The following is a 25,877-nucleotide window of genomic DNA, read 5'->3' as shown; positions in this document are numbered from 1 at the left end:
CCGGTCGCGCCGTTGCAGTTCCAGGCGCGAGCATGAGGAGCACCGTTGAGCAGGTTGCGCTGGCTGACCGCGGGGGAGTCGCACGGCCCCGCACTCGTGGCGACGCTGGAGGGTCTTCCCGCCGGTGTCCCGATCACCACGGAGATGGTGGCGGACGCACTGGCCCGGCGGCGGCTCGGCTATGGCCGCGGCGCTCGGATGAAGTTCGAGAAGGACGAGGTCACCTTCCTCGGCGGGGTGCGCCACGGGCTCACCATGGGCTCCCCGGTCGCCGTGATGGTGGGCAACACCGAATGGCCCAAGTGGGAGCAGGTCATGTCGGCCGACCCGGTCGACCTCGACGAACTGGCCAAGCTGGCCCGTAACGCCCCGCTGACCCGCCCCCGCCCCGGCCACGCCGACCTCGCCGGCATGCAGAAGTACGGCTTCGACGAGGCCCGGCCGATCCTGGAGCGCGCCAGCGCCCGGGAGACCGCGGCCCGGGTGGCGCTCGGCGCCGTCGCGCGGTCGTACCTCAAGGAGACCGCGGGCATCGAGATCGTCAGCCACGTCGTCGAACTCGCCGCGGCCAAGGCTCCCTACGGTGTCTACCCCACGCCCGCCGACGTCGAGAAGCTCGACGCCGACCCGGTGCGGTGCCTGGACGCCGACGCCGGCAAGGCGATGGTCGCCGAGATCGACCAGGCCCACAAGGACGGCGACACCCTCGGCGGTGTGGTCGAGGTGCTCGCGTACGGAGTGCCGGTCGGCCTCGGCTCGCACGTCCACTGGGACCGCCGTCTCGACGCCCGGCTCGCCGCGGCCCTCATGGGCATCCAGGCCATCAAGGGGGTCGAGGTCGGCGACGGCTTCGACCTGGCCCGGGTTCCCGGCTCCAAGGCGCACGACGAGATCCTGGTCACCGAGGACGGCATCAAGCGCGCCTCCGGCCGCTCCGGCGGCACCGAGGGCGGACTGACCACCGGCGAGCTGCTGCGGGTCCGCGCCGCGATGAAGCCCATCGCGACCGTGCCGCGCGCGCTCGCCACCGTCGACGTCGTCACCGGTGAGCCCGCCAAGGCCCACCACCAGCGCTCCGATGTCTGTGCCGTTCCGGCCGCGGGCATCGTCGCCGAGGCGATGGTCGCGCTGGTCCTCGCCGACGCCGTCGCGGAGAAGTTCGGCGGCGACAGCGTCCCCGAGACCCGCCGCAATGTGCAGTCGTACCTCGACCACCTGCAGATCCGATGAGCGGCCCGCTGATCGTCCTCGTCGGCCCGATGGGTGTGGGCAAGTCCACGGTCGGTGAACTGCTCGCCGACCGGCTCGGCACCACCTACCGCGACACCGATGCGGACGTCGTCGCCACGGCCGGCAAGCCGATCTCGGAGATCTTCTACGACGAGGGCGAGGAACACTTCCGCGAGCTGGAGCGACACGCGGTGCACACCGCCGTCGCCGAGCACACGGGTGTCCTCTCCCTCGGCGGCGGCGCCGTGCTCGACGCGACGACCCGCGCGCTGCTCGCCGATCGCCCCGTCGTCTATCTCTCGATGGACGTCGAAGAGGCCGTCAGACGGGTGGGGCTGAACACGGCGCGCCCGCTGCTCGCCGTCAACCCGCGCCGGCAGTGGCGCGAGCTGATGGACGCCCGCCGTCATCTGTACACCGAGGTGGCCCGGGCGACCGTCGCCACCGACGAGCGCACCCCCGAAGAGGTCGCCCAGGCGGTCCTCGACGCACTGGAACTGCCGGAGCACGGGGACGACCCCGCGGCCCCCGGCCGGGAGAACACACGTATGACCGAGCAGGGCCCCACCCGTATCCAGATCGCCGGCAGCGCGGGCACCGACCCGTACGAGGTGCTGGTCGGCCGGCAGCTCCTCGGCGAGCTGCCCACGCTCATCGGAGACCGCGCCAAGCGGGTCGCCGTGCTGCACCCCGAGGCGCTCGCCGAGACCGGTGAGGCGGTTCGCCAGGACCTCGCCGAGCAGGGCTACGAGGCCATCGCGATCCAGCTGCCGAACGCCGAGGAGGCCAAGACCGTCGAGGTCGCGGCGTACTGCTGGAAGGCGCTCGGGCAGACCGGCTTCACCCGCAGCGACGTCATCGTCGGCGTCGGCGGCGGCGCCACCACCGATGTGGCCGGATTCGTCGCGGCGACCTGGCTGCGCGGGGTGCGCTGGATCGCCGTACCGACGACCGTGCTCGCGATGGTCGACGCGGCCGTCGGCGGCAAGACCGGCATCAACACCGCCGAGGGCAAGAACCTCGTCGGCGCCTTCCATCCGCCCGCCGGGGTCCTGTGCGACCTCGCCGCCCTGGACTCGCTGCCCGTGAACGACTACGTCAGCGGCATGGCCGAGATCATCAAGGCCGGCTTCATCGCCGACCCGGCGATCCTCGACCTCGTCGAGGCGGACCCGGAAGGCGCCCGTACGCCCACCGGACCGCACACCGCCGAGCTGATCGAACGCGCCATCCGGGTCAAGGCCGAGGTCGTCTCCAGCGACCTCAAGGAATCCGGGCTGCGCGAGATCCTCAACTACGGTCACACCCTGGCCCACGCCATCGAGAAGAACGAGCGCTACAAGTGGCGCCACGGCGCGGCCGTCTCCATCGGGATGGTCTTCGCCGCCGAGCTGGGCCGGCTGGCCGGACGCCTCGACGATGCCACCGCCGACCGGCACCGCGCCGTCCTGGAGTCCGTCGGACTGCCGCTCACCTACCGGGGCGACCAGTGGCCCAAGCTGCTGGAGAACATGAAGGTCGACAAGAAGTCCCGCGGCGACCTGCTGCGCTTCATCGTCCTGGACGGCCTCGGCAAGCCCACCGTCCTGGAGGGCCCCGACCCGGCCGTGCTGCTCGCCGCCTACGGGGAGGTGTCCGCGTGACGCGCCAGGTCCTCGTCCTCAACGGGCCCAACCTCGGCCGGCTCGGCTCCCGCGAGCCCGATGTGTACGGCGCCACCTCCTACGCCGGACTCGTCGAGACCTGTCAGGCGCTCGGCAAGGAGCTCGGCTTCGACGTCGACGTCCGGGAGACCAACGATGAGGGCGAGCTGATCCGCTGGCTCCACGAGGCCGCGGACGGTTCAATTCCGGTCGTTCTCAACCCGGGGGCCTTCACCCACTATTCGTACGGAATGCGGGACGCGGCGGCCCAGCGCACCGCCCCGCTGATCGAGGTGCACATCTCGAACCCGTACGCACGGGAGGAATTCCGCCACACCTCCGTGGTCGCGCCCATCGCCACGGGTACCGTGGCCGGTTTCGGCATCGGCTCCTACCGCCTCGCCCTGCGCGCCCTCGCTGACGAGCTGACCGACTGACGGACGGCTGCACCGGACGGCCCGGCGGCCGACCGGGCACTGCGGACCGTCCCCGACCGTTGTCCCAGTGGCGGCCGGGGACGGTACGGTTGCCGTTCCACCAGCGCCAGTTGCCTGTACGAGACGGAGTGGCACCGGATGCAGCACGCAGTGGGGGCCCCGCTGCCGCCGCCCCAAGGCCCCGGAAGCGGACCTGCCGGCTGGACGCACCAGGCCCAGCACCCCGGACCGCCGGGTCCACCGCCCCCCAGCCCTCCCACGCCCCAGGGCTGGAGCGTGCCCGCCCCACAGCACGCCCCGGCGCCTCCCCCCAGGGAGACCACCGGGCACATCCAGTTGCCGCCCGGCGGGCCCGTCCCGCTGCCCGCACCGCCCGCCGAGCCCGGCACCGGCAGCGCGACCCTCGCCGTCCTCCTGATCGGCCCCGCGGGCGCCGGCAAGACGACCGTGGCCAAGCTCTGGGCCAGCCGCCGCCGGGTCCCCACCGCCCACGTCAGCCTCGACGACGTACGCGAATGGGTCTGCTCCGGCTTCGCCGACCCGCAGGCCGGGTGGAACGACCACTCCGAGGCCCAGTACCGCCTCGCCCGCCGCACCTGTGGCTTCGCCGCGCGCAACTTCCTCGCCAACGGCATCTCCTGCATCCTCGACGACGCCGTCTTCCCCGACCGGCCGGTCGTCGGCCTCGGCGGCTGGAAGCGCCATGTCGGCCCCGGACTGCTGCCCGTCGTCCTGCTGCCCGGCCTGGAGATCGTGCTGGAGCGCAATGCGGCCCGCAGCGGGAACCGCCGCCTCTCCGACGAGGAGGTCGCCCGGATCCACGGCCGGATGGCCGGCTGGTACGGCTCCGGACTGCCGATCATCGACAACTCGACCTACGACGTGGAGACCACCGCCCGCGTCCTGGACGACGTACTGGCCCGCTCCATAGCCAGCCCGCCGGCCTGGTGAACGGCCACCGGGCGGCGTCCCCGGCCCCCGGTCGGATGCACTGACCGAGCAGGCCCGCGCCACCGCTCGTAGGCTCGTGACATGTCAGAGGTGTACGCCGTCCGCCGCGGGCAGCTCCGCGACCGGTGCGCCGCCGTCGGATCCGCGGCCGCTCTGGTCTCCCGCCCCGCCAACGTCCGCTATCTCGCGGGCGCAGCGCCCCCGGGCGCCGTGCTGCTGCTCGGCCCCGTCGAGGACGTCCTGCTCTGCTCCCACGCCCCGACCGGCGATCCCGCCGACGGACGCACCGACGATCAGCTGCGGGTCTCCCCGCTGCCGGTCACCGACGGCGATCCGGTGGTCGCGGCCGCCGATCTGGCCGGTTCCTCGGGCGCGGAGTCCCTGGCCGTCGAGGAGCACCATCTGACGGTCGCCCGCCACCGGGCCATGGGCTCGGTCGCCCCGAGGCTCCGGCTCGCCGATCTCGGCACCACCGTCGAGCAGCTGCGCCTCGTCAAGGACGAGGAGGAGATCGCCTGTCTGCGGATCGCCGCGGAGATCACCGACCAGGCCCTGGGCGAACTCCTCGAATCCATCCTGGTGGGCCGCACCGAACGCCATCTCGCCCTGGAGCTGGAGCGCCGCCTGGTGGACCACGGCGCCGACGGCCCCGCCTTCGCCACCTCCGTGGCCACCGGGCCGAACTCCGGCCAGGGCCGCCACCGCCCCTCGGACCGGCGAGTGGAGGAAGGAGACTTCCTCTCCGTGTGCCTCGGTGCGAACTACCGCGGCTACCGCTGCGAGATCGGCCGTACGTTCGTCATCGGCACGACACCGGCCGACTGGCAGATCGAGCTCTACGACCTGGTATTCGCCGCTCAGCGGGCCGGGCGCGAGGCGCTCGTGCCCGGCGCCGCCTACCGCGATGTGGACCGCGCGGCCCGTCATCTCCTGGACTCCGCGGGCCATGGCGAGGGCCTGGCACCGTGGACCGGGCACGGTGTGGGGCTCGAAATCGACGAGGACCCGCAGCTGGCACCGGCCGCCATGGGTAAACTGGACGCTTGTGTGCCGGTCACCGTCGAACCGGGGGTCCACCTCCCGGGCCGGGGCGGGGTCCGGATCGATGACACGCTCGTCGTGCGCCCCGAGGCGGACGGCGGACCCGAGCTACTCACCATTACGACCAAGGAGCTGCTCGCGCTCTAGCGCGCATCCTCGGTCGTTCCACCAGCTTCAGTCCAGGAGATTCCGCAACCGTGGCTTCCACGAACGACCTCAAGAACGGCCTGGTGCTCAAGCTCGACGGAGGCCAGCTCTGGTCCGTCGTCGAGTTCCAGCACGTCAAGCCCGGCAAGGGCCCGGCCTTCGTGCGCACCAAGCTCAAGAACGTGCTGTCCGGCAAGGTCGTCGACAAGACGTTCAACGCCGGCGTGAAGGTCGAAACGGCCACCATCGACCGTCGCGACATGCAGTTCTCGTACATGGACGGCGAGTACTTCGTCTTCATGGACATGGACACGTACGACCAGCTCATGGTCGACCGCAAGGCTGTCGGCGACGCCGCCAACTTCCTGATCGAGGGGTTCACCGCCTCCGTCGCCCAGCACGAGGGCGAGGTGCTCTACGTCGAGCTGCCTGCCGCCGTCGAGCTGACCATCCAGCACACCGACCCGGGCGTCCAGGGCGACCGCTCCACCGGTGGCACCAAGCCCGCCACGCTGGAGACCGGCTACGAGATCGGCGTGCCCCTCTTCATCACCACGGGTGAGAAGATCAAGGTCGACACCCGCACGGGCGACTACCTCGGCCGGGTGAACAGCTAACCGTGGCTGCTCGGAACAAGGCCCGCAAGCGCGCCTTCCAGATCCTCTTCGAGGCCGACCAGCGCGGTGAGTCCGTGCAGACGGTCCTCGCGGACTGGGTGCGGCACTCGCGGTCCGACCCTCGTCAGCCGCCGGTCACCGAGTACACGATGGAGCTCGTCGAGGGGTACGCGCAGTACGCGGACCGGATCGACGACCTCATCGTGACGTACGCGGTGGACTGGGAGATCGACCGCATGCCGGTCGTCGACCGGAACATCCTGCGGCTCGGTGCGTACGAGCTGATCTGGGTGGACGGGACCCCGGACGCGGTGGTGATCGACGAGGCGGTCCAGCTCGCCAAGGAGTTCTCCACCGACGACTCCCCGTCCTTCGTGAACGGGATGCTGGCCCGGTTCAAGGACCTCAAGCCGAACCTCCGCCGGGAGCAGTAGCCTCCCGGATCCCGGAGTCGTTCAGCCGACGAAGGGCCCACGGTCACCCGACCGTGGGCCCTTCGGCATGCGGGCCCGAGCGCCGCGCACGAAAAGCCGTGCACAAAAAAACCGTGTCGACGCGGCACCCGAAAGGGTGAACCGCGCCGACACGGCGGTACGTTTCTTCGGAGGGCGTCAGCCCTCCTCGTGGGCCACGGCGCGACGCGCGTCCGCGTCGAGCACACCCCAGCTGATCAGCTGTTCCGTGAGTACGGACGGCGACTGGTCGTAGATCACAGCCAGTGTGCGCAGGTCGTCCTGGCGGATCGAGAGCACCTTGCCGTTGTAGTCACCGCGCTGGCTCTGGATCGTGGCCGCGTAGCGCTGCAGCGGGCCGGCCTTCTCCGGCGGGACATGGGCGAGACGCTCCAGGTCCAGGACGAGCTTCGGCGGCGGCTCTGCGGCCCCGCCGGGCGTCGTACCGGGCAGGAGCTCCTGCACCGGGACCCCGTAGAAGTCCGCGAGCTCGGCGAGACGCTGTACGGTCACGGCACGGTCGCCGCGCTCGTACGAACCGACCACGACGGCCTTCCAGCGGCCCTGGGACTTCTCCTCCACGCCATGGAGGGAGAGGCCCTGCTGGGTGCGGATGGCACGGAGTTTGGCCCCGAGCTGCTTTGCGTATTCGCTGGACATAAGGCTCCCCGGACGCTGGGACATTTTGCGGCTCCGCCGCGTGGCTGGTAACTCACTGTGAGGTTACGCAGCGTTACTTGGATGCGTCAAGCCGAAAGGTCCGCACCGGCACCTCCCGGGGGTGTGACCAGGGCCCGGTACAAGCCCTGGTAACGTTGATGACGCAATTTCGACGTCCTTTAAGGTCCGTCCAGTGAGGCGGAGAAGGAGGTCCGTTTCTTATGGACGCACAGCACGAAGCCACCGGCAATGCGGCACGCCCCGTTCTCGAGGCTCCCGACATCGCCCGGGCACTGACCCGAATCGCCCACGAGATCGTCGAACGCGCCAAGGGCGCCGACGACGTGGTGCTTCTCGGCATCCCGACGCGGGGCGTATTCATCGCCCGTCGGCTCGCCGAAAAGCTCGAAGAGATCACCGGCCGAAAGATGCCGGTCGGCTCGCTCGACATCACCATGTACCGCGACGATCTGCGGCTGCGCCCCGCGCGCGCCCTGGCCCGCACCGAGATCCCCGGAGACGGCATCGAGGGCCGCCTGGTCGTCCTCGTCGACGACGTCCTCTTCTCGGGCCGCACGATCCGCGCCGCGCTCGACGCGCTGGGCGACATCGGCAGGCCCCGCGCGGTGCAGCTCGCCGTCCTCGTCGACCGCGGTCACCGCGAACTCCCGATCCGTGCCGATTACGTCGGCAAGAACCTCCCCACGTCGCTGCGGGAGACGGTCAAGGTCCAGCTCGCCGAGGAGGACGGCCGCGACGCCGTGCTGCTCGGCGTCCAGCAGACCGCCCCGGCGGGCGCGCAGTAGCTCCGCTTCCCCCGTACGGCGTACCTCGTACCCGTACGGCCGCTTCCGCACGCCCGCATGCTGAACCCTCCAGCCCTCCGGAGAACACCCAGATGAAGCGCCACCTCATCTCGGCCGCCGACCTCACCCGCGACGACGCCGTCCTGATCCTCGACACCGCCGAGGAGATGGCCCGGGTCGCCGACCGGCCGATCAAGAAGCTCCCGACCCTGCGCGGCCGTACCGTCGTCAACCTCTTCTTCGAGGACTCGACGCGTACCCGCATCTCCTTCGAGGCCGCCGCCAAGCGCCTCTCCGCCGATGTCATCAACTTCTCCGCGAAGGGTTCGTCCGTCTCCAAGGGCGAGTCGCTCAAGGACACCGCGCTGACCCTGGAGGCGATGGGCGCCGACGCCGTCGTCATCCGGCACGGCGCCTCCGGTGCCCCGTACCGCCTGGCCACCTCCGGCTGGATCGACGGCGCCGTCGTCAACGCCGGTGACGGCACCCACGAACACCCCACCCAGGCACTGCTGGACGCCTTCACCATGCGCCGCCGCCTCGTCGGGGCCGACAGCGGCCTCGGCCGGGACCTCGAAGGCCGCCGGATCACCATCGTCGGCGACATCCTGCACAGCCGGGTGGCCCGCTCCAACGTCCACCTGCTGAACACGCTCGGCGCCCACGTCACCCTGGTGGCCCCGCCGACCCTCGTCCCGGTCGGCGTCGAGCAGTGGCCGTGCGATGTCAGCTACAGCCTCGACGAGGTGCTGCCGAAGTCCGACGCGGTGATGATGCTGCGTGTGCAGCGCGAACGGATGAACGCCGCGTACTTCCCGACCGAGCGCGAGTACTCCCGCCGCTACGGCCTGGACGGCGAGCGGATGGCGAAGATGCCCGAGCACGCCATCGTCATGCACCCCGGCCCGATGGTCCGCGGCATGGAGATCACCGCCGAGGTCGCCGACTCCGACCGGTGCACGGCCGTCGAGCAGGTCGCCAACGGCGTCTCGATCCGCATGGCCGTCCTGTACCTGCTGCTGGGCGGCTCCGAGCCCGCCGCCCCGGCCACCCCCGCCCGTACCGAGGAGAGCAAGTAAACATGAGCAAGATCCTTATCCGCGGCGCGAAGATCCTCGGCGGCGAACCCCAGGACGTCCTGATCGACGGCGAGACCATCGCGGCGGTCGGCACGGACATCGAGGCCGGTGACGCGACCGTCGTCGAGGCCGCCGGACAGATCCTCCTGCCCGGCCTGGTCGACCTCCACACCCACTTGCGCGAGCCCGGCCGCGAGGACTCCGAGACCGTCCTCACCGGCACCAGGGCGGCGGCCGTCGGCGGCTTCACCGCCGTGCACGCCATGGCCAACACCTTCCCGGTCGCCGACACCGCCGGTGTCGTCGAGCAGGTCTGGCGGCTGGGCAAGGAGTCCGGCTACTGCGACGTACAGCCGATCGGCGCCGTCACCGTCGGCCTGGAGGGCAAGCACCTCGCCGAACTGGGCGCCATGCACGATTCGGCCGCCGGGGTGAAGGTCTTCTCCGACGACGGCAAGTGCGTCGACGACGCGGTGATCATGCGCCGCGCCCTGGAGTACGTGAAGGCCTTCGACGGCGTCGTCGCCCAGCACGCCCAGGAGCCCCGCCTCACCGAGGGCGCCCAGATGAACGAGGGCATCGTCTCCGCGGAACTCGGTCTCGGCGGCTGGCCCGCCGTCGCCGAGGAGTCGATCATCGCCCGCGACGTCCTGCTCGCCGCCCACGTCGGCTCCCGGGTGCACATCTGTCACCTGTCGACCGCCGGCTCCGTGGAGATCGTGCGCTGGGCCAAGTCCAAGGGCTGGAACGTCACCGCCGAGGTCACCCCGCACCACCTGCTCCTCACCGACGAACTCGTACGGTCCTACGACCCGGTCTACAAGGTGAACCCGCCGCTGCGCACCGAGGCCGACGTCATGGCCCTGCGCGAGGCGCTCGCCGACGGCACGATCGACTGCGTCGCCACCGACCACGCCCCGCACCCGCACGAGGACAAGGACTGCGAGTGGGCCGCGGCCGCCATGGGCATGGTGGGCCTGGAGACCGCGCTCTCCGTCGTCCAGCAGACGATGGTCGACACCGGCCTCATCGACTGGGCGGGTGTCGCCGACCGGATGTCGTTCCGGCCGGCCGCCATCGGCCGTCTCGACGGACACGGCCGGCCCGTCTCGGCCGGTGAGCCCGCCAACCTCACGCTGGTCGATCCGGCATACCGTGGTGTCGTGGACCCCGCGGGCTTCGCCTCCCGCAGCCGCAACACTCCGTACGAGGGCCGCGAGCTGCCGGGGCGAGTCACCCACACCTTCCTGCGGGGCCGTGCCACGGTCGTCGACGGGAAGCTCGCGTGACAACACTCACCCCCCTGCACCTCCAGCTCGCAGCCGAGCAGAAGTCGGCCGAAGTGACCGACTGGTCCGCTCGCATCAGCTGGGTCATCGCACTGATCGTCCTCATCGCCTTCGTCTACTGGCTGATGCGCCAGGGATGGAAGTGGCGCGGGAGTCTCCAGTCCGGTCTGCCGGAGCTCAGCCCCACTCCGGACGGGTTCGCGGACGGCGAGAAGCTGCTCACGCTGACCGGCCGTTACCACGCCTCCACGACCGCCGGGCAGTGGCTCGACCGGATCGTCGCCCACGGCCTCGGCACCCGCAGCCGCGTCGAGCTCACCCTGACCCACCAGGGCCTCGATGTCGTACGACCCGGCGCGGCCGACTTCTTCGTCCCGGCCGCCGCACTGCGTGAGGCCCGGCTCGACAAGGGCATCGCGGGCAAGGTCCTCCCCGAGGGCGGCCTGCTGATCATCACCTGGGCACACGGCGACAAGCTGATCGACTCCGGTTTCCGCTCCGACCGCTCGGCCGAGCACCCGGCCTGGGTCGAGGCCATCAACCAACTCACCAGCACTACGGAAGGCACCGCACGATGACGATCTCCACCCGGGGAGCCGCCAAAGCTCCCGCCGTACTCGTCCTGGAGGACGGCCGCGCCTTCCGCGGTCGCGCCTACGGGGCCGTGGGGGAGACCTTCGGCGAGGCGGTGTTCTCCACCGGCATGACCGGCTACCAGGAGACGCTGACCGACCCCTCGTACCACCGCCAGGTCGTCGTGATGACCGCCCCGCACGTCGGCAACACCGGTGTGAACGACGAGGACCCCGAGTCGAAGCGGATCTGGGTCGCCGGATATGTGGTGCGTGACCCCGCCCGGGTGCCGTCCAACTGGCGCTCGCAGCGCTCGCTCGACGAGGAGCTGGAGCGCCAGGGCGTCGTCGGCATCAGTGGCATCGACACCCGCGCCCTCACCCGCCACCTGCGCGAGCGCGGCGCCATGCGCGTCGGCATCTTCTCCGGTGACGCCGTCGCCGACGAGGCCACGCTGCTGGCCCGCGTCAAGCAAGCCCCCGAGATGGTGGGCGCCGACCTCTCCGCCGAGGTCGCCACCAAGGAGACGTACGTCGTCCCCGCGATCGGCACCAAGAAGTTCACCGTCGCCGCGATCGACCTCGGCATCAAGGGCATGACCCCGCGCCGGATGGCCGAGCGCGGCATCGAGGTGCACGTGCTGCCCGCCACCGCCACCCTCGACGAGGTGTACGCGGTCGAGCCCGACGGCGTCTTCTTCTCCAACGGCCCCGGCGACCCGGCCACCGCCGACCACCCGGTCTCCGTCATGCAGGGCGTCCTGGAGCGCAAAACCCCGCTCTTCGGCATCTGCTTCGGCAACCAGATCCTGGGCCGCGCCCTCGGCTTCGGCACGTACAAGCTGAAGTACGGCCACCGCGGCATCAACCAGCCCGTGCAGGACCGCACGACCGGCAAGGTCGAGGTCACCGCGCACAACCACGGCTTCGCCGTCGACGCCCCCCTCGACAAGGTGTCCGACACGAAGTTCGGCCGCGCCGAGGTCTCCCACGTCTGCCTGAACGACCAGGTCGTCGAGGGACTTCAGCTCCTCGACCAGCCGGCGTTCAGCGTCCAGTACCACCCCGAAGCAGCCGCGGGCCCGCACGATGCCGCGTACCTCTTCGACCGTTTCGTATCCCTGATGGAGGGCCAGCGTGCCTAAGCGCTCCGATATCCAGTCCGTCCTGGTCATCGGCTCCGGCCCGATCGTCATCGGACAGGCCGCCGAGTTCGACTACTCCGGCACCCAGGCCTGCCGCGTCCTCAAGGCCGAGGGCCTGCGCGTCATCCTGGTGAACTCCAACCCGGCGACGATCATGACCGACCCGGAGATCGCCGACGCCACGTACGTCGAGCCGATCACCCCCGAGTTCGTCGAGAAGATCATCGCCAAGGAGCGCCCCGACGCGCTGCTCCCCACCCTGGGCGGCCAGACCGCGCTCAACACCGCCATCTCCATGCACGAGAACGGTGTCCTGGAGAAGTACGGCGTCGAGCTGATCGGCGCCAACGTCGAGGCCATCAACAAGGGCGAGGACCGCGACCTCTTCAAGGGCGTCGTCGAAGCCGTCAACGCCAAGATCGGCCACGGCGAGTCCGCCCGCTCGGTCATCTGCCACTCCATGGACGACGTCCTGGCAGGCGTCGAGACGCTCGGCGGCTACCCCGTCGTCGTCCGCCCCTCCTTCACCATGGGCGGCGCCGGCTCCGGCTTCGCCCACGACGAGGAGGAGCTGCGCCGTATCGCCGGCCAGGGCCTGACGCTCTCGCCGACCACCGAGGTGCTCCTGGAGGAGTCCATCCTCGGCTGGAAGGAGTACGAACTGGAGCTGATGCGCGACAAGCACGACAACGTCGTGGTCGTCTGCTCCATCGAGAACTTCGACCCGATGGGCGTCCACACGGGTGACTCGATCACCGTCGCCCCCGCGATGACGCTCACCGACCGCGAGTACCAGCGGCTGCGCGACATCGGCATCGCGATCATCCGCGAGGTCGGCGTCGACACCGGCGGCTGCAACATCCAGTTCGCCATCGACCCGACCGACGGCCGGGTCATCGTGATCGAGATGAACCCGCGCGTCTCCCGCTCCTCCGCGCTGGCGTCGAAGGCCACCGGCTTCCCGATCGCCAAGATCGCCGCCAAGCTGGCCGTCGGCTACACGCTCGACGAGATCCCCAACGACATCACCGAGAAGACCCCGGCCTCCTTCGAGCCGACCCTCGACTACGTCGTCGTCAAGGCCCCGCGGTTCGCCTTCGAGAAGTTCCCCTCCGCCGACGCCACCCTCACCACCACCATGAAGTCGGTGGGCGAGGCCATGGCGATCGGCCGCAACTTCACCGAGGCGCTCCAGAAGGCGCTGCGCTCCCTGGAGAAGAAGGGCTCGCAGTTCTCCTTCACCGGGGAGACCGGCGACAAGGCCGAGCTGCTGGCCGAGGCGGTCCGCCCGACCGACGGCCGTATCAACACCGTCATGCAGGCGATCCGGGCCGGCGCCACCCAGGAAGAGGTCTTCGAGGCCACGAAGATCGACCCCTGGTTCGTCGACCAGCTCTTCCTGATCAAGGAGATCGCCGACGAGCTGGCCGCCGCCGACAAGCTCGACCCCGAGCTGCTCGCCGAGGCCAAGCGGCACGGCTTCTCCGACGCCCAGATCGCCGAGATCCGCGGACTGCGCGAGGACGTCGTGCGCGAGGTGCGCCACGCCCTCGGTATCCGCCCGGTCTACAAGACGGTCGACACCTGCGCCGCCGAGTTCGCCGCGAACACGCCGTACTTCTACTCCAGTTACGACGAGGAGAGCGAGGTCGCCTCCCGCACCAAGCCCGCGGTGATCATCCTCGGCTCCGGCCCCAACCGCATCGGCCAGGGCATCGAGTTCGACTACTCCTGCGTCCACGCCTCCTTCGCGCTGAGCGACGCCGGCTACGAGACCGTGATGGTCAACTGCAACCCGGAGACGGTCTCCACCGACTACGACACCTCCGACCGCCTGTACTTCGAGCCGCTGACGCTCGAGGACGTGCTGGAGATCGTGCACGCCGAGTCCCTCGCGGGCCCGATCGCCGGTGTCATCGTCCAGCTCGGCGGCCAGACCCCGCTGGGCCTGTCGCAGGCGCTCAAGGACAACGGCGTGCCCGTCGTCGGTACGTCCCCGGAGGCGATCCACGCCGCCGAGGACCGCGGCGCCTTCGGCCGCGTCCTGGCCGAGGCCGGACTTCCGGCCCCCAAGCACGGCACCGCCACCACCTTCGCCGAGGCCAAGGCCATCGCCGACGAGATCGGCTACCCGGTCCTCGTACGCCCGTCGTACGTGCTCGGCGGCCGCGGCATGGAGATCGTGTACGACGAGACGCGGCTCTCCTCGTACATCGCCGAGTCCACCGAGATCAGCCCCACCCGGCCGGTCCTGGTCGACCGCTTCCTCGACGACGCCATCGAGATCGACGTCGACGCGCTCTACGACGGCACCGAGCTCTACCTCGGCGGTGTCATGGAGCACATCGAGGAGGCCGGCATCCACTCCGGCGACTCCGCCTGTGCGCTGCCCCCGATCACCCTCGGCGGCTACGACATCAAGCGGCTGCGGGCCTCCACCGAGGCCATCGCCAAGGGCGTCGGCGTCCGTGGACTGATCAACATCCAGTTCGCCCTCTCCGGCGACATCCTGTACGTCCTGGAAGCCAACCCGCGCGCCTCGCGCACCGTCCCCTTCACCTCGAAGGCGACCGCGGTCCCGCTCGCCAAGGCCGCCGCCCGCATCTCGCTGGGCGCGACCATCGCCGAGCTGCGCGAGGAGGGGCTGCTCCCGAAGAACGGCGACGGCGGCACCCTGCCGCTCGACGCGCCGATCTCCGTCAAGGAGGCCGTCATGCCGTGGTCGCGGTTCCGCGACATCCACGGCCGGGGTGTCGACACCGTCCTCGGCCCGGAGATGCGCTCCACCGGTGAGGTCATGGGCATCGACTCGGTCTTCGGCACGGCGTACGCCAAGTCGCAGGCCGGCGCGTACGGCCCGCTGCCCACCAAGGGCCGCGCGTTCATCTCCGTCGCCAACCGCGACAAGCGCTCGATGATCTTCCCGGCGCGCGAGCTGGTCGCCCACGGCTTCGAGCTGCTGGCCACCTCCGGTACCGCCGAGGTCCTCAAGCGCAACGGCATCCACGCCACGGTCGTGCGCAAGCAGTCCGAGGGCACGGGACCGCAGGGCGAGAGGACCATCGTCCAGCTGATCCACGACGGCGAGGTCGACCTCATCGTCAACACGCCGTACGGCACGGGCGGCCGCCTCGACGGCTACGAGATCCGTACCGCCGCGGTGGCCCGGTCCGTGCCGTGCCTCACGACGGTCCAGGCGCTCGCCGCCGCCGTCCAGGGCATCGACGCCCTCAACCACGGAGACGTCGGCGTCCGCTCCCTCCAGGAACACGCGGAGCATCTGACCGCGGCCCGCGACTAGCAGGGAGCAGGGGGACACCGGAAACGGTGTCCCCCTCTCTGTGAGGACACCCAGGACACCCGAGGACACGCCGATGTACAAACTCTTCTTCCAGCTGTTCTTCAAGCGGATGGACCCCGAGCAGGCCCACCACCTGGCCTTCCGCTGGATCCGTCTCGCCGCCCGCACCCCGGTGCTGCGTACGTTCGTCGCCGCCGCGCTCGCCCCCCGCCACAAGGAGCTGCGCACCGAGGCCCTCGGCCTGCGGATGCACGGCCCGTTCGGCCTCGCCGCGGGCTTCGACAAGAACGCCGTCGCGATCGACGGCATGTCGATGCTCGGCTTCGACCACATCGAGATCGGTACGGTCACCGGCGAGCCGCAGCCCGGCAACCCCAAGAAGCGCCTCTTCCGCCTCGTGGCGGACCGCGCGCTGATCAACCGCATGGGCTTCAACAACGAGGGCTCCGCGTCCGTCGCCGAGCGCCTGGCCACCCGCAGGCCGGTCTTCCGGACCACGGTCGGCGTCAACATCGGCAAGACCAAGGCCGTACCGGAGGCCGAGGCCGTCGGCGACTACGTGAAGTCGACCGAGCGGCTCGCCCGCCACGCCGACTACCTCGTCGTCAACGTCTCCTCGCCCAACACGCCCGGCCTGCGCAACCTCCAGGCCACCGAAGCCCTGCGCCCGCTTCTCACCGCCGTGCGCGAGGCGGCCGACCGGACCGTCACGGACCGCCGGGTCCCGCTCCTCGTCAAGATCGCCCCGGACCTCGCGGACGGGGACGTCGACGCGGTCGCCGATCTCGCGGTCGAGCTGGGCCTGGACGGCATCATCGCCACCAACACCACCATCGCCCGCGACGGCCTCGGCCTGAAGTCCTCGCCGTCCCTGGTCAAGGAGACCGGCGGGCTGTCGGGCGCGCCGCTCAAGGAGCGCTCCCTGGCGGTCCTGAGCCGTCTGTACGCGCGCGTGGGCGACCGGATCACCCTGGTCGGTGTCGGGGGCATCGAGAACGCCGAGGACGCCTGGCAGCGCATCCTCGCCGGTGCCACCCTCGTCCAGGGCTACAGCGCCTTCATCTACGAGGGCCCGTTCTACGCCCGGGCGATCCACAAGGGCCTGGCCGCGCGCCTGGCCGCCTCCCCGTACGCCACCCTCGCCGAAGCCGTCGGCGCAGAAACCAGGAAGGCCACCACATGACCCTTGAACCCTTCGGCGCACGCCTGCGCCGCGCCATGGACACCCGTGGCCCGCTCTGCGTCGGCATCGACCCGCACGCGTCGCTGCTCACCGCCTGGGGCCTGACCGACGACGTCGCGGGCCTGGAGCGGTTCACCCGCACGGTGGTCGAGGCGCTGGCCGACCGGGTCGCCGTCCTCAAGCCGCAGTCCGCCTTCTTCGAGCGGTTCGGCTCGCACGGCATCGCCGTCCTGGAGAAGGCCGTCGAGGAGGCGCGGGCGGCAGGCGCACTCGTCCTGATGGACGCCAAGCGCGGCGACATCGGCTCCACCATGGGCGCCTACGCGGCGACCTACCTGGAGAAGGACTCGCCGCTGTTCTCCGACGCGGTCACCGTCTCGCCGTACCTCGGCTTCGGTTCGCTGCGCCCGGCGCTCGACGCGGCCGTCCTCTCCGGCGCGGGCGTCTTCGTCCTCGGCCTCACCTCCAACCCGGAAGGTGCCGAGGTACAGCGCGCCACGACCGCCGACGGCCGTTCGCTGGCCCAGCTGATGCTCGACCACATGGCCGCCGAGAACGAGGGAGCGACCCCGCTCGGCTCCGTCGGCGCGGTGGTCGGCGCCACGCTCGGGGACGCGGGCGTGAATCTGGCGATCAACGGCCCGCTGCTCGCCCCCGGGATCGGGGCCCAGGGCGCGACGCCCGCGGATCTGCCCGGTGTCTTCGGCGACGCGGTGGGCAATGTGGTGCCCAGTGTGAGCCGCGGCGTGCTGAGCCGGGGACTGGACATGGCGGGGCTGCGCGAGGCCGCCGACCGGTTCGCGGACGAGGTCCGGGTGGCCCTCACAGGTAGCTGACCATGCCACGTTTACAGCGTGTTGACGGAACCCTGACCAAAAAACTCGGTTGTTATGCCTGAAATGTCCTGGTCGGCAGAGGCTGACCAGGACTTTTCGTTGGTTCTCGCTGACTCCGGCGGCCTTGGCCGCTAGTCTCCGACGAGAGCCGACGTACACAAGCTGTCCGTCGCTCACCTGGTGTGGAGCGCCCAGCTTCCTCACCGGTCCGTATCCGACAGATCGACATCCGAGGTGACGTAGGCGTGGCTCTTCCGCCCCTTACCCCTGAACAGCGCGCAGCCGCGCTCGAAAAGGCCGCCGCGGCTCGCCGGGAGCGGGCCGAGGTCAAGAATCGACTCAAGCACTCCGGCGCCTCCCTCCATGAGGTCATCAAGCAGGGCCAGGAGAACGACGTCATCGGGAAGATGAAGGTCTCCGCCCTCCTGGAGTCCCTGCCGGGCGTGGGCAAGGTCCGCGCCAAGCAGATCATGGAGCGGCTCGGCATCTCCGAGAGCCGCCGGGTCCGTGGTCTCGGCTCCAACCAGATCGCATCCCTGGAGCGAGAGTTCGGCGGCAGCGCCGCCTGACGTTCTCGGGCACCCCCGAGAACCTGGATAATCGCTTCATGGCTGCAACATCCCGGGGGACGTCCCCCGTACCCCCGGACGTACGTCCGCGGCTGACCGTGCTCTCCGGCCCCTCGGGGGTCGGCAAGAGCACGGTCGTCGCGCATATGCGCAAGGCGCACCCCGAGGTGTGGCTCTCGGTGTCGGCGACGACCCGCAGGCCGCGCCCCGGCGAGCGCAACGGCGTCCACTACTTCTTCGTGGACAACGACGAGTTCGACAAGCTGATCGCCAACGGCGAGCTGTTGGAGTGGGCCGAGTTCGCCGGCAACCGCTACGGCACGCCCCGCCGTGACGTGCTCGACCGCCTGGAGGCGGGTGAGCCGGTGCTGCTGGAGATCGACCTCCAGGGCGCCCGGCTGGTCCGGCAGTCGATGCCGGACGCACAGCTCGTCTTCCTGGCCCCGCCGAGCTGGGACGAGCTGGTACGCCGGCTCACCGGCCGCGGGACCGAGTCCGCCGAGGTGATCGAGCGCCGGCTCGCCGCCGCCAGGATCGAACTGGCTGCCGAGTCCGAGTTCGATACGACGCTGGTCAACACCTCCGTCGAAGACGTGGCGCGTGAGCTGCTAGCCTTGATGCTGGAGGCTTCCGGCCACCGTGCCGACAGCGACTGACGCAATCACGACGTGCGGCAGCACGCGCGGCAGTACGGAACTCCGCACTATCAAAGATTTCTTTGATCTTTACCCCCTTCGGAAGGCAGAGAGTGTCCTCTTCCATCACCACGCCCGAGGGCATCATCAACCCGCCGATTGATGAGCTCCTTGAGGCCACCGACTCGAAGTACAGCCTCGTGATCTACGCCGCCAAGCGCGCGCGCCAGATCAACGCGTACTACTCGCAGCTCGGTGAGGGTCTCCTGGAGTACGTCGGTCCGCTCGTCGACACCCACGTGCACGAGAAGCCGCTCTCGATCGCGCTCCGCGAGATCAACGCGGGCCTGCTCACCTCCGAGGCCATCGAGGGCCCCGCGCAGTAAGCAGGAATTGCACCTTCACCACAGGCCCGGCGGCCACCGCTGCCGGGCCTGTGGTGTGTCCGGGGCGACAACGTCGGACCGGGCGCGGTGAGGCAGCATGGGGGTGTTCGTATCCGAGTGCGGGGAGACGCAGTGGACAAGCCGAAGGTCGTTCTGGGGGTCAGCGGGGGCATCGCCGCGTACAAGGCGTGCGAGCTGCTGCGCCGGCTGACCGAGTCCGGTCACGATGTACGCGTCGTCCCGACCGCGTCGGCCCTGCATTTCGTGGGCGCGGCCACCTGGTCGGCGCTCTCGGGCCACCCGGTGTCCACGGAGGTCTGGAACGACGTCCACGAGGTGCCGCACGTCAGGATCGGGCAGGGCGCCGACCTGGTCGTCGTCGCCCCCGCCACCGCCGATACGCTCGCCAGGGCCGCCCATGGTCTGGCCGACGACCTGCTCACCAACACGCTCCTCACCGCCCGCTGTCCGGTGGTCTTCGCACCTGCCATGCACACCGAGATGTGGGAGCACCCCGCCACTCAGGAGAACGTCGCGACGCTGCGACGCCGCGGCGCCGTCGTCATCGAGCCCGCCGTCGGCCGCCTCACCGGCGTCGACACCGGCAAGGGCCGGCTGCCCGACCCCGGGGAGATCTTCGAGGTCTGCCGCCGGGTGCTGGCCCGCGGGACCGTCGAGGCCGACCTGGCCGGCCGGCACGTCGTGATCAGCGCGGGCGGTACGCGCGAGCCGCTCGACCCGGTGCGCTACCTCGGTAACCGCTCCTCCGGCAAGCAGGGCTATGCCCTGGCCCGCACAGCGGTCGCCCGCGGCGCGCGGGTCACCCTCGTCGAGGCCAACACCGGCCTGCCCGACCCGGCGGGCGCCGACGTCCTTCACGCCGGGACGGCCATGCAACTGCGCGAGGCCGTGCTGAAGGCCGCCGCGGACGCCGATGTGGTCGTGATGGCGGCGGCCGTCGCCGACTTCCGCCCCGCCGCGTACGCGACGGGGAAGATCAAGAAGAAGGACGGCCAGGAGCCCGCGCCCATCAAGCTCGTCCGCAACCCCGACATCCTCGCCGAGGTCGCCGGTGAACGCGCCCGGCCGGACCAGATCGTCGTCGGTTTCGCCGCCGAGACGGACAACGTCCTCGCCAACGGCCGCGAGAAGCTCCGCCGCAAGGGCTGCGATCTCCTCGTCGTCAACGAGGTGGGAGAGCGCCGGACATTCGGTTCCGAGGAGAACGAAGCGGTGGTCCTTGCGGCCGACGGCGGTGAGACCCCGGTGCCGTACGGCCCCAAGGAGGCACTCGCCGACACGGTCTGGGATCTCGTGTCGTCGCGGCTCGGATGAAAATCTCGTTTCGGCCATTGCGTGGGCCGGAGCCCTTGGGAACCCTTGGAATATGGGCGTAAATGGACTTTCCGGGAGGCGATTTCCGTACAGTCACAGGCCGTGCGACAGGTCACAGAACTCCCAAAGGGCGAGACATGTTGTCCGCTGAGCGATAGCGACCGATAAACTGACCCCGGACCGTACCGGGCGCAGCTCCCGGCCGTCCGCCAAATGATCAGCCAGCAGCCGCTGCAACCCCAGGGAGCGATGTGTCCCGCCGTCTCTTCACCTCGGAGTCCGTCACCGAGGGTCACCCCGACAAGATCGCTGACCAGATCAGCGACACCATTCTCGACGCACTGCTCCGTGAGGACCCCCGGTCCCGCGTCGCCGTCGAGACCCTGATCACCACCGGTCTGGTGCATGTTGCGGGTGAGGTCACGACCAAGGCCTACGCCGACATCCCGACCCTCGTGCGCAACAAGATCCTCGAAATCGGCTACGACTCCTCGAAGAAGGGCTTCGACGGCGCCTCCTGCGGTGTCTCGGTGTCCATCGGCGCGCAGTCGCCCGACATCGCGCAGGGTGTCGACACCGCGTACGAGAAGCGCGTCGAGGGCGATGAGGACGAGCTCGACAAGCAGGGCGCCGGTGACCAGGGCCTGATGTTCGGCTACGCCTGCGACGAGACGCCCGAGCTCATGCCGCTCCCGATCTACGTGGCGCACCGCCTCTCGCGCCGGCTGTCCGAGGTCCGTAAGAACGGGACCATTCCGTACCTGCGCCCCGACGGCAAGACGCAGGTCACCATCGAGTACGACGGCGACAAGGCCGTCCGTCTCGACACGGTCGTCGTCTCCTCGCAGCACGCCAGCGACATCGACCTCGACTCGCTGCTCGCGCCCGACATCCGTGAGTTCGTCGTCGAGCACGTGCTCGCGCAGCTGATCGAGGACGGCATCAAGCTGGACACCGACGGCTACCGGCTGCTGGTCAACCCGACCGGGCGCTTCGAGATCGGCGGCCCGATGGGCGACGCCGGTCTGACCGGCCGCAAGATCATCATCGACACCTACGGCGGCATGGCCCGCCACGGCGGCGGCGCCTTCTCGGGCAAGGACCCGTCGAAGGTCGACCGCTCGGCCGCGTACGCCATGCGCTGGGTCGCCAAGAACGTCGTCGCCGCGGGCCTCGCCGCCCGTTGCGAGGTGCAGGTCGCGTACGCGATCGGCAAGGCCGAGCCCGTCGGTCTGTTCGTCGAGACGTTCGGCACCGCCGCGATCGAGACCGAGAAGATCGAGCACGCCATCGGCGAGGTCTTCGACCTCCGCCCGGCCGCGATCATCCGCGACCTCGACCTGCTCCGCCCGATCTACGCCCAGACCGCGGCGTACGGTCACTTCGGCCGCGAGCTTCCCGACTTCACCTGGGAGCGCACGGACCGCGTGGACGCGCTGCGCACGGCGGCCGGCCTGTAGGCCTGCCGCTCTCTGCCCGTACGCCGGGGCCCGGACGCCGCACAGGGTGTCCGGGCCCCGGTGCGTACGGCCGGGGCCGGTGTCAGTGCTGTCTGGTAGGAATTTGGCTGTGAGCAGCGACAACGAGCGAACCGAGGACCCCGGGGGCGGGGTCCCGGAGCAGCTTGCGCTCATTCGGGAGACGGTGCGCAAGGCCAAGGTGCCGCGGGCCAAGCCGCGGACCTGGCGCGGCGCCGCTCTCGCCAAGGAACTGCCCGTCGCCCGGGTGCTGGTCAACAAGGGCGTGCTCCATCTCGACCAGTACTTCGACTACGCCGTGCCCGAGGAGCTGGACGCCGACGCACAGCCCGGGGTGCGGGTGCGGGTGCGCTTCGGGGCCGGGGCGCGCAATGTCCGCGGCGGCAGGCGCGAGGGGGGCGGGCTGATCGACGGGTTCCTCGTCGAGCGGCTCGCCGAATCCGACTACACGGGCGCGCTGGCCGCGCTCGCCTATGTCGTGTCGCCCGAGCCGGTGCTGGGCCCGGAGCTGCTCGCCCTCTCACGGGCCGTCGCCGACCGTTACGCGGGCAGCCTCGCCGACGTGCTGCAGCTCGCCGTACCGCCGAGGAACGGACGGGCCGAGTCCAGGCCCTCGCCCGAGCCCCTGCCACCGCCGCCCGCCCCGTCGGCGGGGAGCTGGGAGCGGTACGGACAGGGGCCCGCGTTCCTGCGGGCGCTGGCCGAGGGCGGGGCGCCCCGGGCGGTATGGACCGCGCTGCCCGGACCGCACTGGCCCGAGGAGATCGCCAGAGCCATGGCCGCGACGCTCGCCTCCGGGCGCGGCGCGCTCGTCGTCGTGCCCGACGGCCGGACCGCGGGGCGGGTCGACGCCGCGCTCACCGAGCTGCTCGGACAGGGGCGCCACGCCCTGCTGACGGCCGACTCCGGACCCGAGAAGCGCTACCGGGAGTGGCTCGCCGTGCGGCGCGGCTCCGTGCGGGCGGTCGTCGGGACGAGGGCCGCGATGTTCGCACCCGTCGCCGACCTCGGCCTGGTCGCCGTCTGGGACGACGGGGACTCCAGCCACAGCGACGACAACGCCCCCTTCCCGCACGTGCGCGAGGTGCTCGAACTACGGGCCGCGAACGGCCGGTGCGCCTTCCTGCTCGGCGGTACGAACTGCACGGTGGAGGCCGCCCAGCTGGTCGAGAGCGGCTGGGCCCTGCCACTGCGCGCGGACCGGGAACAGCTGCGGATCGCGGCGCCCCTGGTGCGTACGGTCGGTGACGGGGAGCTGGCGCGGGACGGGGTCGCGAGGGCGGCCCGGCTGCCCAGCCTCGCCTGGCAGACCGTCCGGGACGGGCTGCGCAGCGGCCCCGTCCTGGTCCAGGTGCCGCGCCGCGGATACGCGCCGCGGCTGGCCTGCGAGCGCTGCCGTGAACCCGCCAGGTGCCGGCACTGCGCCGGACCGCTTCAGGCGCCGGACCAGCGGGATCTCGACTGCGCCTGGTGCGGCCGGGCCGAGACGGCCTGGCACTGCGTGGCCTGCGGCAGCAATCGGCTGCGTGCCCGGATCGTCGGTGCCCGCCGCACCGCCGAGGAGCTCGGCCGGGCGTTTCCCGCCGTGCCGGTACGGACATCGGGCCGCGACCACATCCTGGACTCCGTGCCGGACGTCCCGGCACTGGTCGTCAGCACCCCCGGCGCCGAACCCGTCGCCGAGGGCGGCTACGCGGCCGCTCTGCTGCTGGACGGCTGGGCGATGGTCGGCCGCCCAGACCTGCGGGCCGGCGAGGAGGCACTGCGCCGCTGGACGGCCGCGGCCTCGCTGGTGCGGGGGCAGCCGGAGGGCGGCACGGTGGTGATCGTCGCCGAGCCGACGCTGCGGCCGGTGCAGGCGCTGGTGCGCTGGGACCCGGTCGGACACGCTCGCCGCGAGCTGGCGGAGCGGGCCGAGCTCGGCTTCCCGCCGGTGTCCCGGATGGCCTCGGTGACCGGCTCGCAGGAGGCGCTCGCCGCGTTTCTCGCGGCCGCCGAACTGCCACCGGAGGCCGAGGTGCTCGGCCCGGTCCCGGTGCCGGGCGCCGAACCCGGCAGGCCCCGCAGGCCCGGGGACGCGCCGCTGGGGGAGTCCTGGGAGCGCGTGCTGCTCAGGGTGCCTCCGGGGAACGGGGCGGCGCTCGCGGCCGCGCTGAAGGCGGCGCAGGCGGCACGGATGTCCCGGGGGAGCAGCGAGCAGGTCCGGATCAGGGTGGATCCGCCGGACATCGGGTGACGGCCGTCGCCTGCGCGGGCCCGCCGTTGAAACGGCTGCCCCGCCGTGCGTCGCGCGCGGCGGGGCAGGGGATGGTCAGCCGTTGTCCGGTCGGCCGCTGACCGGTCAGCCGTTGCGGGGACCGGGGAAGACGCCCGGGCGCAGGTCCTCGCGCATGGCCGGACGCTCCGTCGACGGCTGCGGGGGCATGGAGCGTGCGGCGGGTACGGCGGGCAGCGCCGGTGCATTGGGGGAGCCGGGCGCCATGGGCAGGGGCCGCGGTACCGCGCTCTCCGCGGCGGCCTCGTCCGCCCCCGGCTGCCGGGCGTTGCGGCGGGCGCCGTAGCGGCGGTGCACCGCCTGCTTGGTGACGCCGAGCGCGGAGCCCACCGCGTCCCAGGAGAAGCCCAGTGAGCGGTCGAAGTCCACTGCCGCGGTGACCAGGGTCTCGACGCTGTCGCGCAGCTCCTGGGCCAGCCTGACGGTGGGGGCCGGGGCCCTGCCGTAGACGACGAAGCCCGCGGACGGGCCGGAGCGGCGCGGACGGTAGACGTTGCCCAGTTGGGCGGTGAGGGTGCGCAGCGCGTCCACCTGCCGCCGGACCCGCTCGATGTCCCGCACCAACAGATGCAGGCTGGCCCGCGCTTGGGCGTCGTGGGTTGCGTGGTCGGCCATGAAGAAGCCTCTCGAACCGGCATGGAAAGGGATCGGGCCGCACCGTGGCGGCTCGCTTCGGTCAATCTCTCTTGACCAACGCGTCAGCCGGGGATCTGGTCACGGTGCAGGGGCGCGTACGCATATCCAAGGGGCGCGCAGTGGTGCGTACGCCCCCTGGTCGCCCGGCCCATAGACTTGTGCGTTGCTCGTCACCGCAACGTTTCGGCCTGAGAGGCAGTCAGCCACCCATGAAGCTCGTCTTCGCAGGCACCCCCGAGGTAGCCGTACCCGCCCTGGACGCCCTGATCGCCTCCGACCGGCACGAGGTGGCCGCCGTCGTCACCCGGCCCGACGCCCCCGCGGGGCGGGGCCGCCGGCTGGTCGCCAGCCCCGTCGCCGAGCGCGCCGAGGAGGCCGGGATCGAGGTGCTCAAGCCCGTCAGGCCGCGCGAGGCGGACTTCCTGGCGCGGCTGCGGGAGATCGGCCCGGACTGCTGCCCGGTCGTCGCCTACGGGGCGCTGCTGCCCAAGACCGCGCTCGACGTACCCGCCCGCGGCTGGGTCAACCTCCACTTCTCGCTGCTGCCCGCCTGGCGCGGCGCGGCCCCCGTACAGCACGCGATCATGGCCGGGGACGAGGTGACCGGTGCGTCGACCTTCCTGATCGAGGAGGGGCTCGACTCCGGCCCGGTGTACGGCGTGCTCACCGAGGAGGTACGGCCCACCGACACCAGCGGTGACCTGCTCACCCGGCTGGCGTTCGCCGGTGCGGGACTGCTCGTCGCGACCATGGACGGCATCGAGGACGGCACGCTGCACGCCGTGCCGCAGCCCGCCGATGGCGTCACCCTCGCACCGAAGATCACCGTCGAGGACGCCCAGTTGCAGTGGTCCGCCCCCGCCCTGCGCGTCGACCGGGTGGTGCGCGGCTGCACGCCCGCGCCCGGGGCATGGACGCTGTTTCGCGGGGAACGGCTGAAGCTGATCCAGGCCGCGCCCGTGCTGGACCGTGCCGATCTGGCGCCCGGCGAGCTGTCGGCGGCCAAGAACAATGTGTACGTGGGCACCGGATCGCACGCCGTCGAGCTGCTCTGGGTCCAGCCGCAGGGCAAGAAGCCCATGCGGGCCGCGGACTGGGCCCGTGGGGTGCGGATCGTCCACGGCGAGCTGCTGGGCAGCTGACGGAATCCGGGGCCGGGGCGGCGACGTACGCT

The 25,877-nt window shown here is 71.1% G+C and carries 24 protein-coding genes; 22 read left to right on the top strand and 2 right to left on the bottom strand.

Translation table 11 applies throughout. The annotated features are described in order from the left end of the window. The first annotated feature begins 45 nt into the window (after nucleotides 1–45). The 7 genes from aroC to nusB all read left to right on the top strand — a co-directional run bounded on the left by aroC (nucleotide 46) and on the right by nusB (nucleotide 6,500). Nucleotides 46–1,230, top strand: a complete 1,185-nt coding sequence (aroC, locus tag OG507_RS07010) for a chorismate synthase (protein ID WP_327366270.1) — start codon at nucleotides 46–48, stop codon at nucleotides 1,228–1,230. Then, a complete protein-coding gene (aroB, locus tag OG507_RS07005; RefSeq protein ID WP_327366269.1) occupies nucleotides 1,227–2,873 on the top strand; it encodes a 3-dehydroquinate synthase in 1,647 nt (548 codons plus the stop codon). Before aroC ends, aroB begins: the two co-directional genes overlap by 4 nt. Further along, nucleotides 2,870–3,310, top strand: a complete 441-nt coding sequence (gene aroQ, locus OG507_RS07000; RefSeq protein ID WP_327366268.1) for a type II 3-dehydroquinate dehydratase — start codon at nucleotides 2,870–2,872, stop codon at nucleotides 3,308–3,310. The genes aroB and aroQ overlap by 4 nt, the downstream gene beginning before the upstream one ends. A 138-nt stretch (nucleotides 3,311–3,448) precedes the next feature. Further along, a complete protein-coding gene (locus OG507_RS06995) occupies nucleotides 3,449–4,261 on the top strand; it encodes a Pro-rich N-terminal domain-containing protein (protein WP_327366267.1) in 813 nt (270 codons plus the stop codon). An 81-nt stretch (nucleotides 4,262–4,342) separates the two neighbouring features. Further along, complete coding sequence (locus OG507_RS06990) at nucleotides 4,343–5,449, top strand: aminopeptidase P family protein (protein ID WP_327366266.1); 1,107 nt, start codon at nucleotides 4,343–4,345, stop codon at nucleotides 5,447–5,449. Between the two features lie 50 nt (nucleotides 5,450–5,499). Then, the gene (efp, locus tag OG507_RS06985) at nucleotides 5,500–6,066 is read left to right on the top strand and encodes an elongation factor P (RefSeq protein WP_030918902.1); all 567 of its coding nucleotides are present in this window, start codon (nucleotides 5,500–5,502) and stop codon (nucleotides 6,064–6,066) included. Nucleotides 6,067–6,068: 2 nt separating this feature from the next. Continuing rightward, the gene (gene nusB, locus OG507_RS06980; protein WP_327366265.1) at nucleotides 6,069–6,500 is read left to right on the top strand and encodes a transcription antitermination factor NusB; all 432 of its coding nucleotides are present in this window, start codon (nucleotides 6,069–6,071) and stop codon (nucleotides 6,498–6,500) included. A 177-nt stretch (nucleotides 6,501–6,677) separates the two neighbouring features. On the opposite strand, the gene bldD is transcribed toward nusB, so the two are convergent. Continuing rightward, entirely contained in the window at nucleotides 6,678–7,178 is a 501-nt protein-coding gene (gene bldD, locus OG507_RS06975; protein WP_014044812.1) for a transcriptional regulator BldD, read from the bottom strand. Between the two features lie 221 nt (nucleotides 7,179–7,399). Between bldD and pyrR the strand changes: the two genes are divergently transcribed. The 14 genes from pyrR to OG507_RS06905 all read left to right on the top strand — a co-directional run bounded on the left by pyrR (nucleotide 7,400) and on the right by OG507_RS06905 (nucleotide 24,028). After that, nucleotides 7,400–7,984: a bifunctional pyr operon transcriptional regulator/uracil phosphoribosyltransferase PyrR gene (gene pyrR, locus OG507_RS06970; protein ID WP_327366264.1), complete on the top strand. Its 585-nt coding sequence runs from the start codon at nucleotides 7,400–7,402 to the stop codon at nucleotides 7,982–7,984. Between the two features lie 92 nt (nucleotides 7,985–8,076). Next, complete coding sequence (locus OG507_RS06965; RefSeq protein WP_327366263.1) at nucleotides 8,077–9,063, top strand: aspartate carbamoyltransferase catalytic subunit; 987 nt, start codon at nucleotides 8,077–8,079, stop codon at nucleotides 9,061–9,063. Nucleotides 9,064–9,065: 2 nt separating this feature from the next. Then, complete coding sequence (locus OG507_RS06960) at nucleotides 9,066–10,352, top strand: dihydroorotase (protein WP_327366262.1); 1,287 nt, start codon at nucleotides 9,066–9,068, stop codon at nucleotides 10,350–10,352. Continuing rightward, a complete protein-coding gene (locus tag OG507_RS06955; protein ID WP_327366261.1) occupies nucleotides 10,349–10,930 on the top strand; it encodes a PH-like domain-containing protein in 582 nt (193 codons plus the stop codon). Before OG507_RS06960 ends, OG507_RS06955 begins: the two co-directional genes overlap by 4 nt. Further along, nucleotides 10,927–12,069, top strand: coding sequence for a glutamine-hydrolyzing carbamoyl-phosphate synthase small subunit (carA, locus tag OG507_RS06950; protein ID WP_327366260.1), 1,143 nt, complete (start codon nucleotides 10,927–10,929; stop codon nucleotides 12,067–12,069). Before OG507_RS06955 ends, carA begins: the two co-directional genes overlap by 4 nt. Further along, on the top strand, nucleotides 12,062–15,370 hold the full coding sequence (gene carB, locus OG507_RS06945; RefSeq protein ID WP_327366259.1) for a carbamoyl-phosphate synthase large subunit: 3,309 nt from the start codon (nucleotides 12,062–12,064) through the stop codon (nucleotides 15,368–15,370). The genes carA and carB overlap by 8 nt, the downstream gene beginning before the upstream one ends. A 73-nt stretch (nucleotides 15,371–15,443) precedes the next feature. Then, the gene (locus tag OG507_RS06940) at nucleotides 15,444–16,553 is read left to right on the top strand and encodes a quinone-dependent dihydroorotate dehydrogenase (RefSeq protein WP_327366258.1); all 1,110 of its coding nucleotides are present in this window, start codon (nucleotides 15,444–15,446) and stop codon (nucleotides 16,551–16,553) included. Further along, nucleotides 16,550–17,389 (top strand): orotidine-5'-phosphate decarboxylase, encoded by an 840-nt coding sequence (gene pyrF / locus OG507_RS06935; protein ID WP_327366257.1) that lies wholly within the window; start codon nucleotides 16,550–16,552, stop codon nucleotides 17,387–17,389. The genes OG507_RS06940 and pyrF overlap by 4 nt, the downstream gene beginning before the upstream one ends. Before the next feature lie 245 nt (nucleotides 17,390–17,634). After that, a complete protein-coding gene (locus tag OG507_RS06930) occupies nucleotides 17,635–17,958 on the top strand; it encodes an integration host factor (RefSeq protein ID WP_014157387.1) in 324 nt (107 codons plus the stop codon). Nucleotides 17,959–17,996: 38 nt separating this feature from the next. After that, complete coding sequence (gmk, locus tag OG507_RS06925) at nucleotides 17,997–18,614, top strand: guanylate kinase (RefSeq protein ID WP_327366256.1); 618 nt, start codon at nucleotides 17,997–17,999, stop codon at nucleotides 18,612–18,614. A gap of 92 nt (nucleotides 18,615–18,706) precedes the next feature. Further along, on the top strand, nucleotides 18,707–18,979 hold the full coding sequence (gene rpoZ / locus OG507_RS06920; protein ID WP_003970369.1) for a DNA-directed RNA polymerase subunit omega: 273 nt from the start codon (nucleotides 18,707–18,709) through the stop codon (nucleotides 18,977–18,979). A gap of 132 nt (nucleotides 18,980–19,111) precedes the next feature. Further along, nucleotides 19,112–20,314: a bifunctional phosphopantothenoylcysteine decarboxylase/phosphopantothenate--cysteine ligase CoaBC gene (coaBC, locus tag OG507_RS06915; RefSeq protein ID WP_327366255.1), complete on the top strand. Its 1,203-nt coding sequence runs from the start codon at nucleotides 19,112–19,114 to the stop codon at nucleotides 20,312–20,314. A gap of 251 nt (nucleotides 20,315–20,565) precedes the next feature. After that, nucleotides 20,566–21,774 carry a methionine adenosyltransferase gene (metK, locus tag OG507_RS06910; protein ID WP_327366254.1) on the top strand — a complete coding sequence of 403 codons (1,209 nt, stop codon included), beginning with the start codon at nucleotides 20,566–20,568 and terminating at the stop codon, nucleotides 21,772–21,774. Nucleotides 21,775–21,883: 109 nt separating this feature from the next. Beyond that, complete coding sequence (locus tag OG507_RS06905) at nucleotides 21,884–24,028, top strand: primosomal protein N' (RefSeq protein ID WP_327366253.1); 2,145 nt, start codon at nucleotides 21,884–21,886, stop codon at nucleotides 24,026–24,028. 105 nt (nucleotides 24,029–24,133) lie between these two features. Here OG507_RS06905 and OG507_RS06900 read toward each other — a convergent pair whose 3' ends face one another. Next, nucleotides 24,134–24,682 carry a hypothetical protein gene (locus OG507_RS06900; RefSeq protein ID WP_327366252.1) on the bottom strand — a complete coding sequence of 183 codons (549 nt, stop codon included), beginning with the start codon at nucleotides 24,680–24,682 and terminating at the stop codon, nucleotides 24,134–24,136. Nucleotides 24,683–24,912: 230 nt separating this feature from the next. On the opposite strand from OG507_RS06900, the gene fmt reads away from it, so the two are divergent. Continuing rightward, nucleotides 24,913–25,845 carry a methionyl-tRNA formyltransferase gene (gene fmt / locus OG507_RS06895; protein ID WP_327366251.1) on the top strand — a complete coding sequence of 311 codons (933 nt, stop codon included), beginning with the start codon at nucleotides 24,913–24,915 and terminating at the stop codon, nucleotides 25,843–25,845. Nucleotides 25,846–25,877: the final 32 nt, after the last annotated feature.

Origin of the sequence: Streptomyces sp. NBC_01217, assembly GCF_035994185.1 — a bacterium.
GTDB lineage: Bacteria > Actinomycetota > Actinomycetes > Streptomycetales > Streptomycetaceae > Streptomyces.
This window is presented reverse-complemented; position numbering and strand designations above follow the sequence as displayed.

Bases quoted from the DNA above. Each gene is read 5' to 3' on its own strand.
- gmk (WP_327366256.1), top strand. From the start codon at position 17,997: ATGGCTGCAACATCCCGGGGGACGTCCCCCGTACCCCCGGACGTACGT.
- OG507_RS06960 (WP_327366262.1), top strand. From the start codon at position 9,066: ATGAGCAAGATCCTTATCCGCGGCGCGAAGATCCTCGGCGGCGAACCC.
- pyrR (WP_327366264.1), top strand. From the start codon at position 7,400: ATGGACGCACAGCACGAAGCCACCGGCAATGCGGCACGCCCCGTTCTC.
- pyrF (WP_327366257.1), top strand. From the start codon at position 16,550: ATGACCCTTGAACCCTTCGGCGCACGCCTGCGCCGCGCCATGGACACC.
- carA (WP_327366260.1), top strand. From the start codon at position 10,927: ATGACGATCTCCACCCGGGGAGCCGCCAAAGCTCCCGCCGTACTCGTC.
- fmt (WP_327366251.1), top strand. From the start codon at position 24,913: ATGAAGCTCGTCTTCGCAGGCACCCCCGAGGTAGCCGTACCCGCCCTG.
- OG507_RS06940 (WP_327366258.1), top strand. From the start codon at position 15,444: ATGTACAAACTCTTCTTCCAGCTGTTCTTCAAGCGGATGGACCCCGAG.
- OG507_RS06965 (WP_327366263.1), top strand. From the start codon at position 8,077: ATGAAGCGCCACCTCATCTCGGCCGCCGACCTCACCCGCGACGACGCC.
- bldD (WP_014044812.1), bottom strand. From the start codon at position 7,178: ATGTCCAGCGAATACGCAAAGCAGCTCGGGGCCAAACTCCGTGCCATC.
- OG507_RS06995 (WP_327366267.1), top strand. From the start codon at position 3,449: ATGCAGCACGCAGTGGGGGCCCCGCTGCCGCCGCCCCAAGGCCCCGGA.
- OG507_RS06990 (WP_327366266.1), top strand. From the start codon at position 4,343: ATGTCAGAGGTGTACGCCGTCCGCCGCGGGCAGCTCCGCGACCGGTGC.
- aroB (WP_327366269.1), top strand. From the start codon at position 1,227: ATGAGCGGCCCGCTGATCGTCCTCGTCGGCCCGATGGGTGTGGGCAAG.
- OG507_RS06900 (WP_327366252.1), bottom strand. From the start codon at position 24,682: ATGGCCGACCACGCAACCCACGACGCCCAAGCGCGGGCCAGCCTGCAT.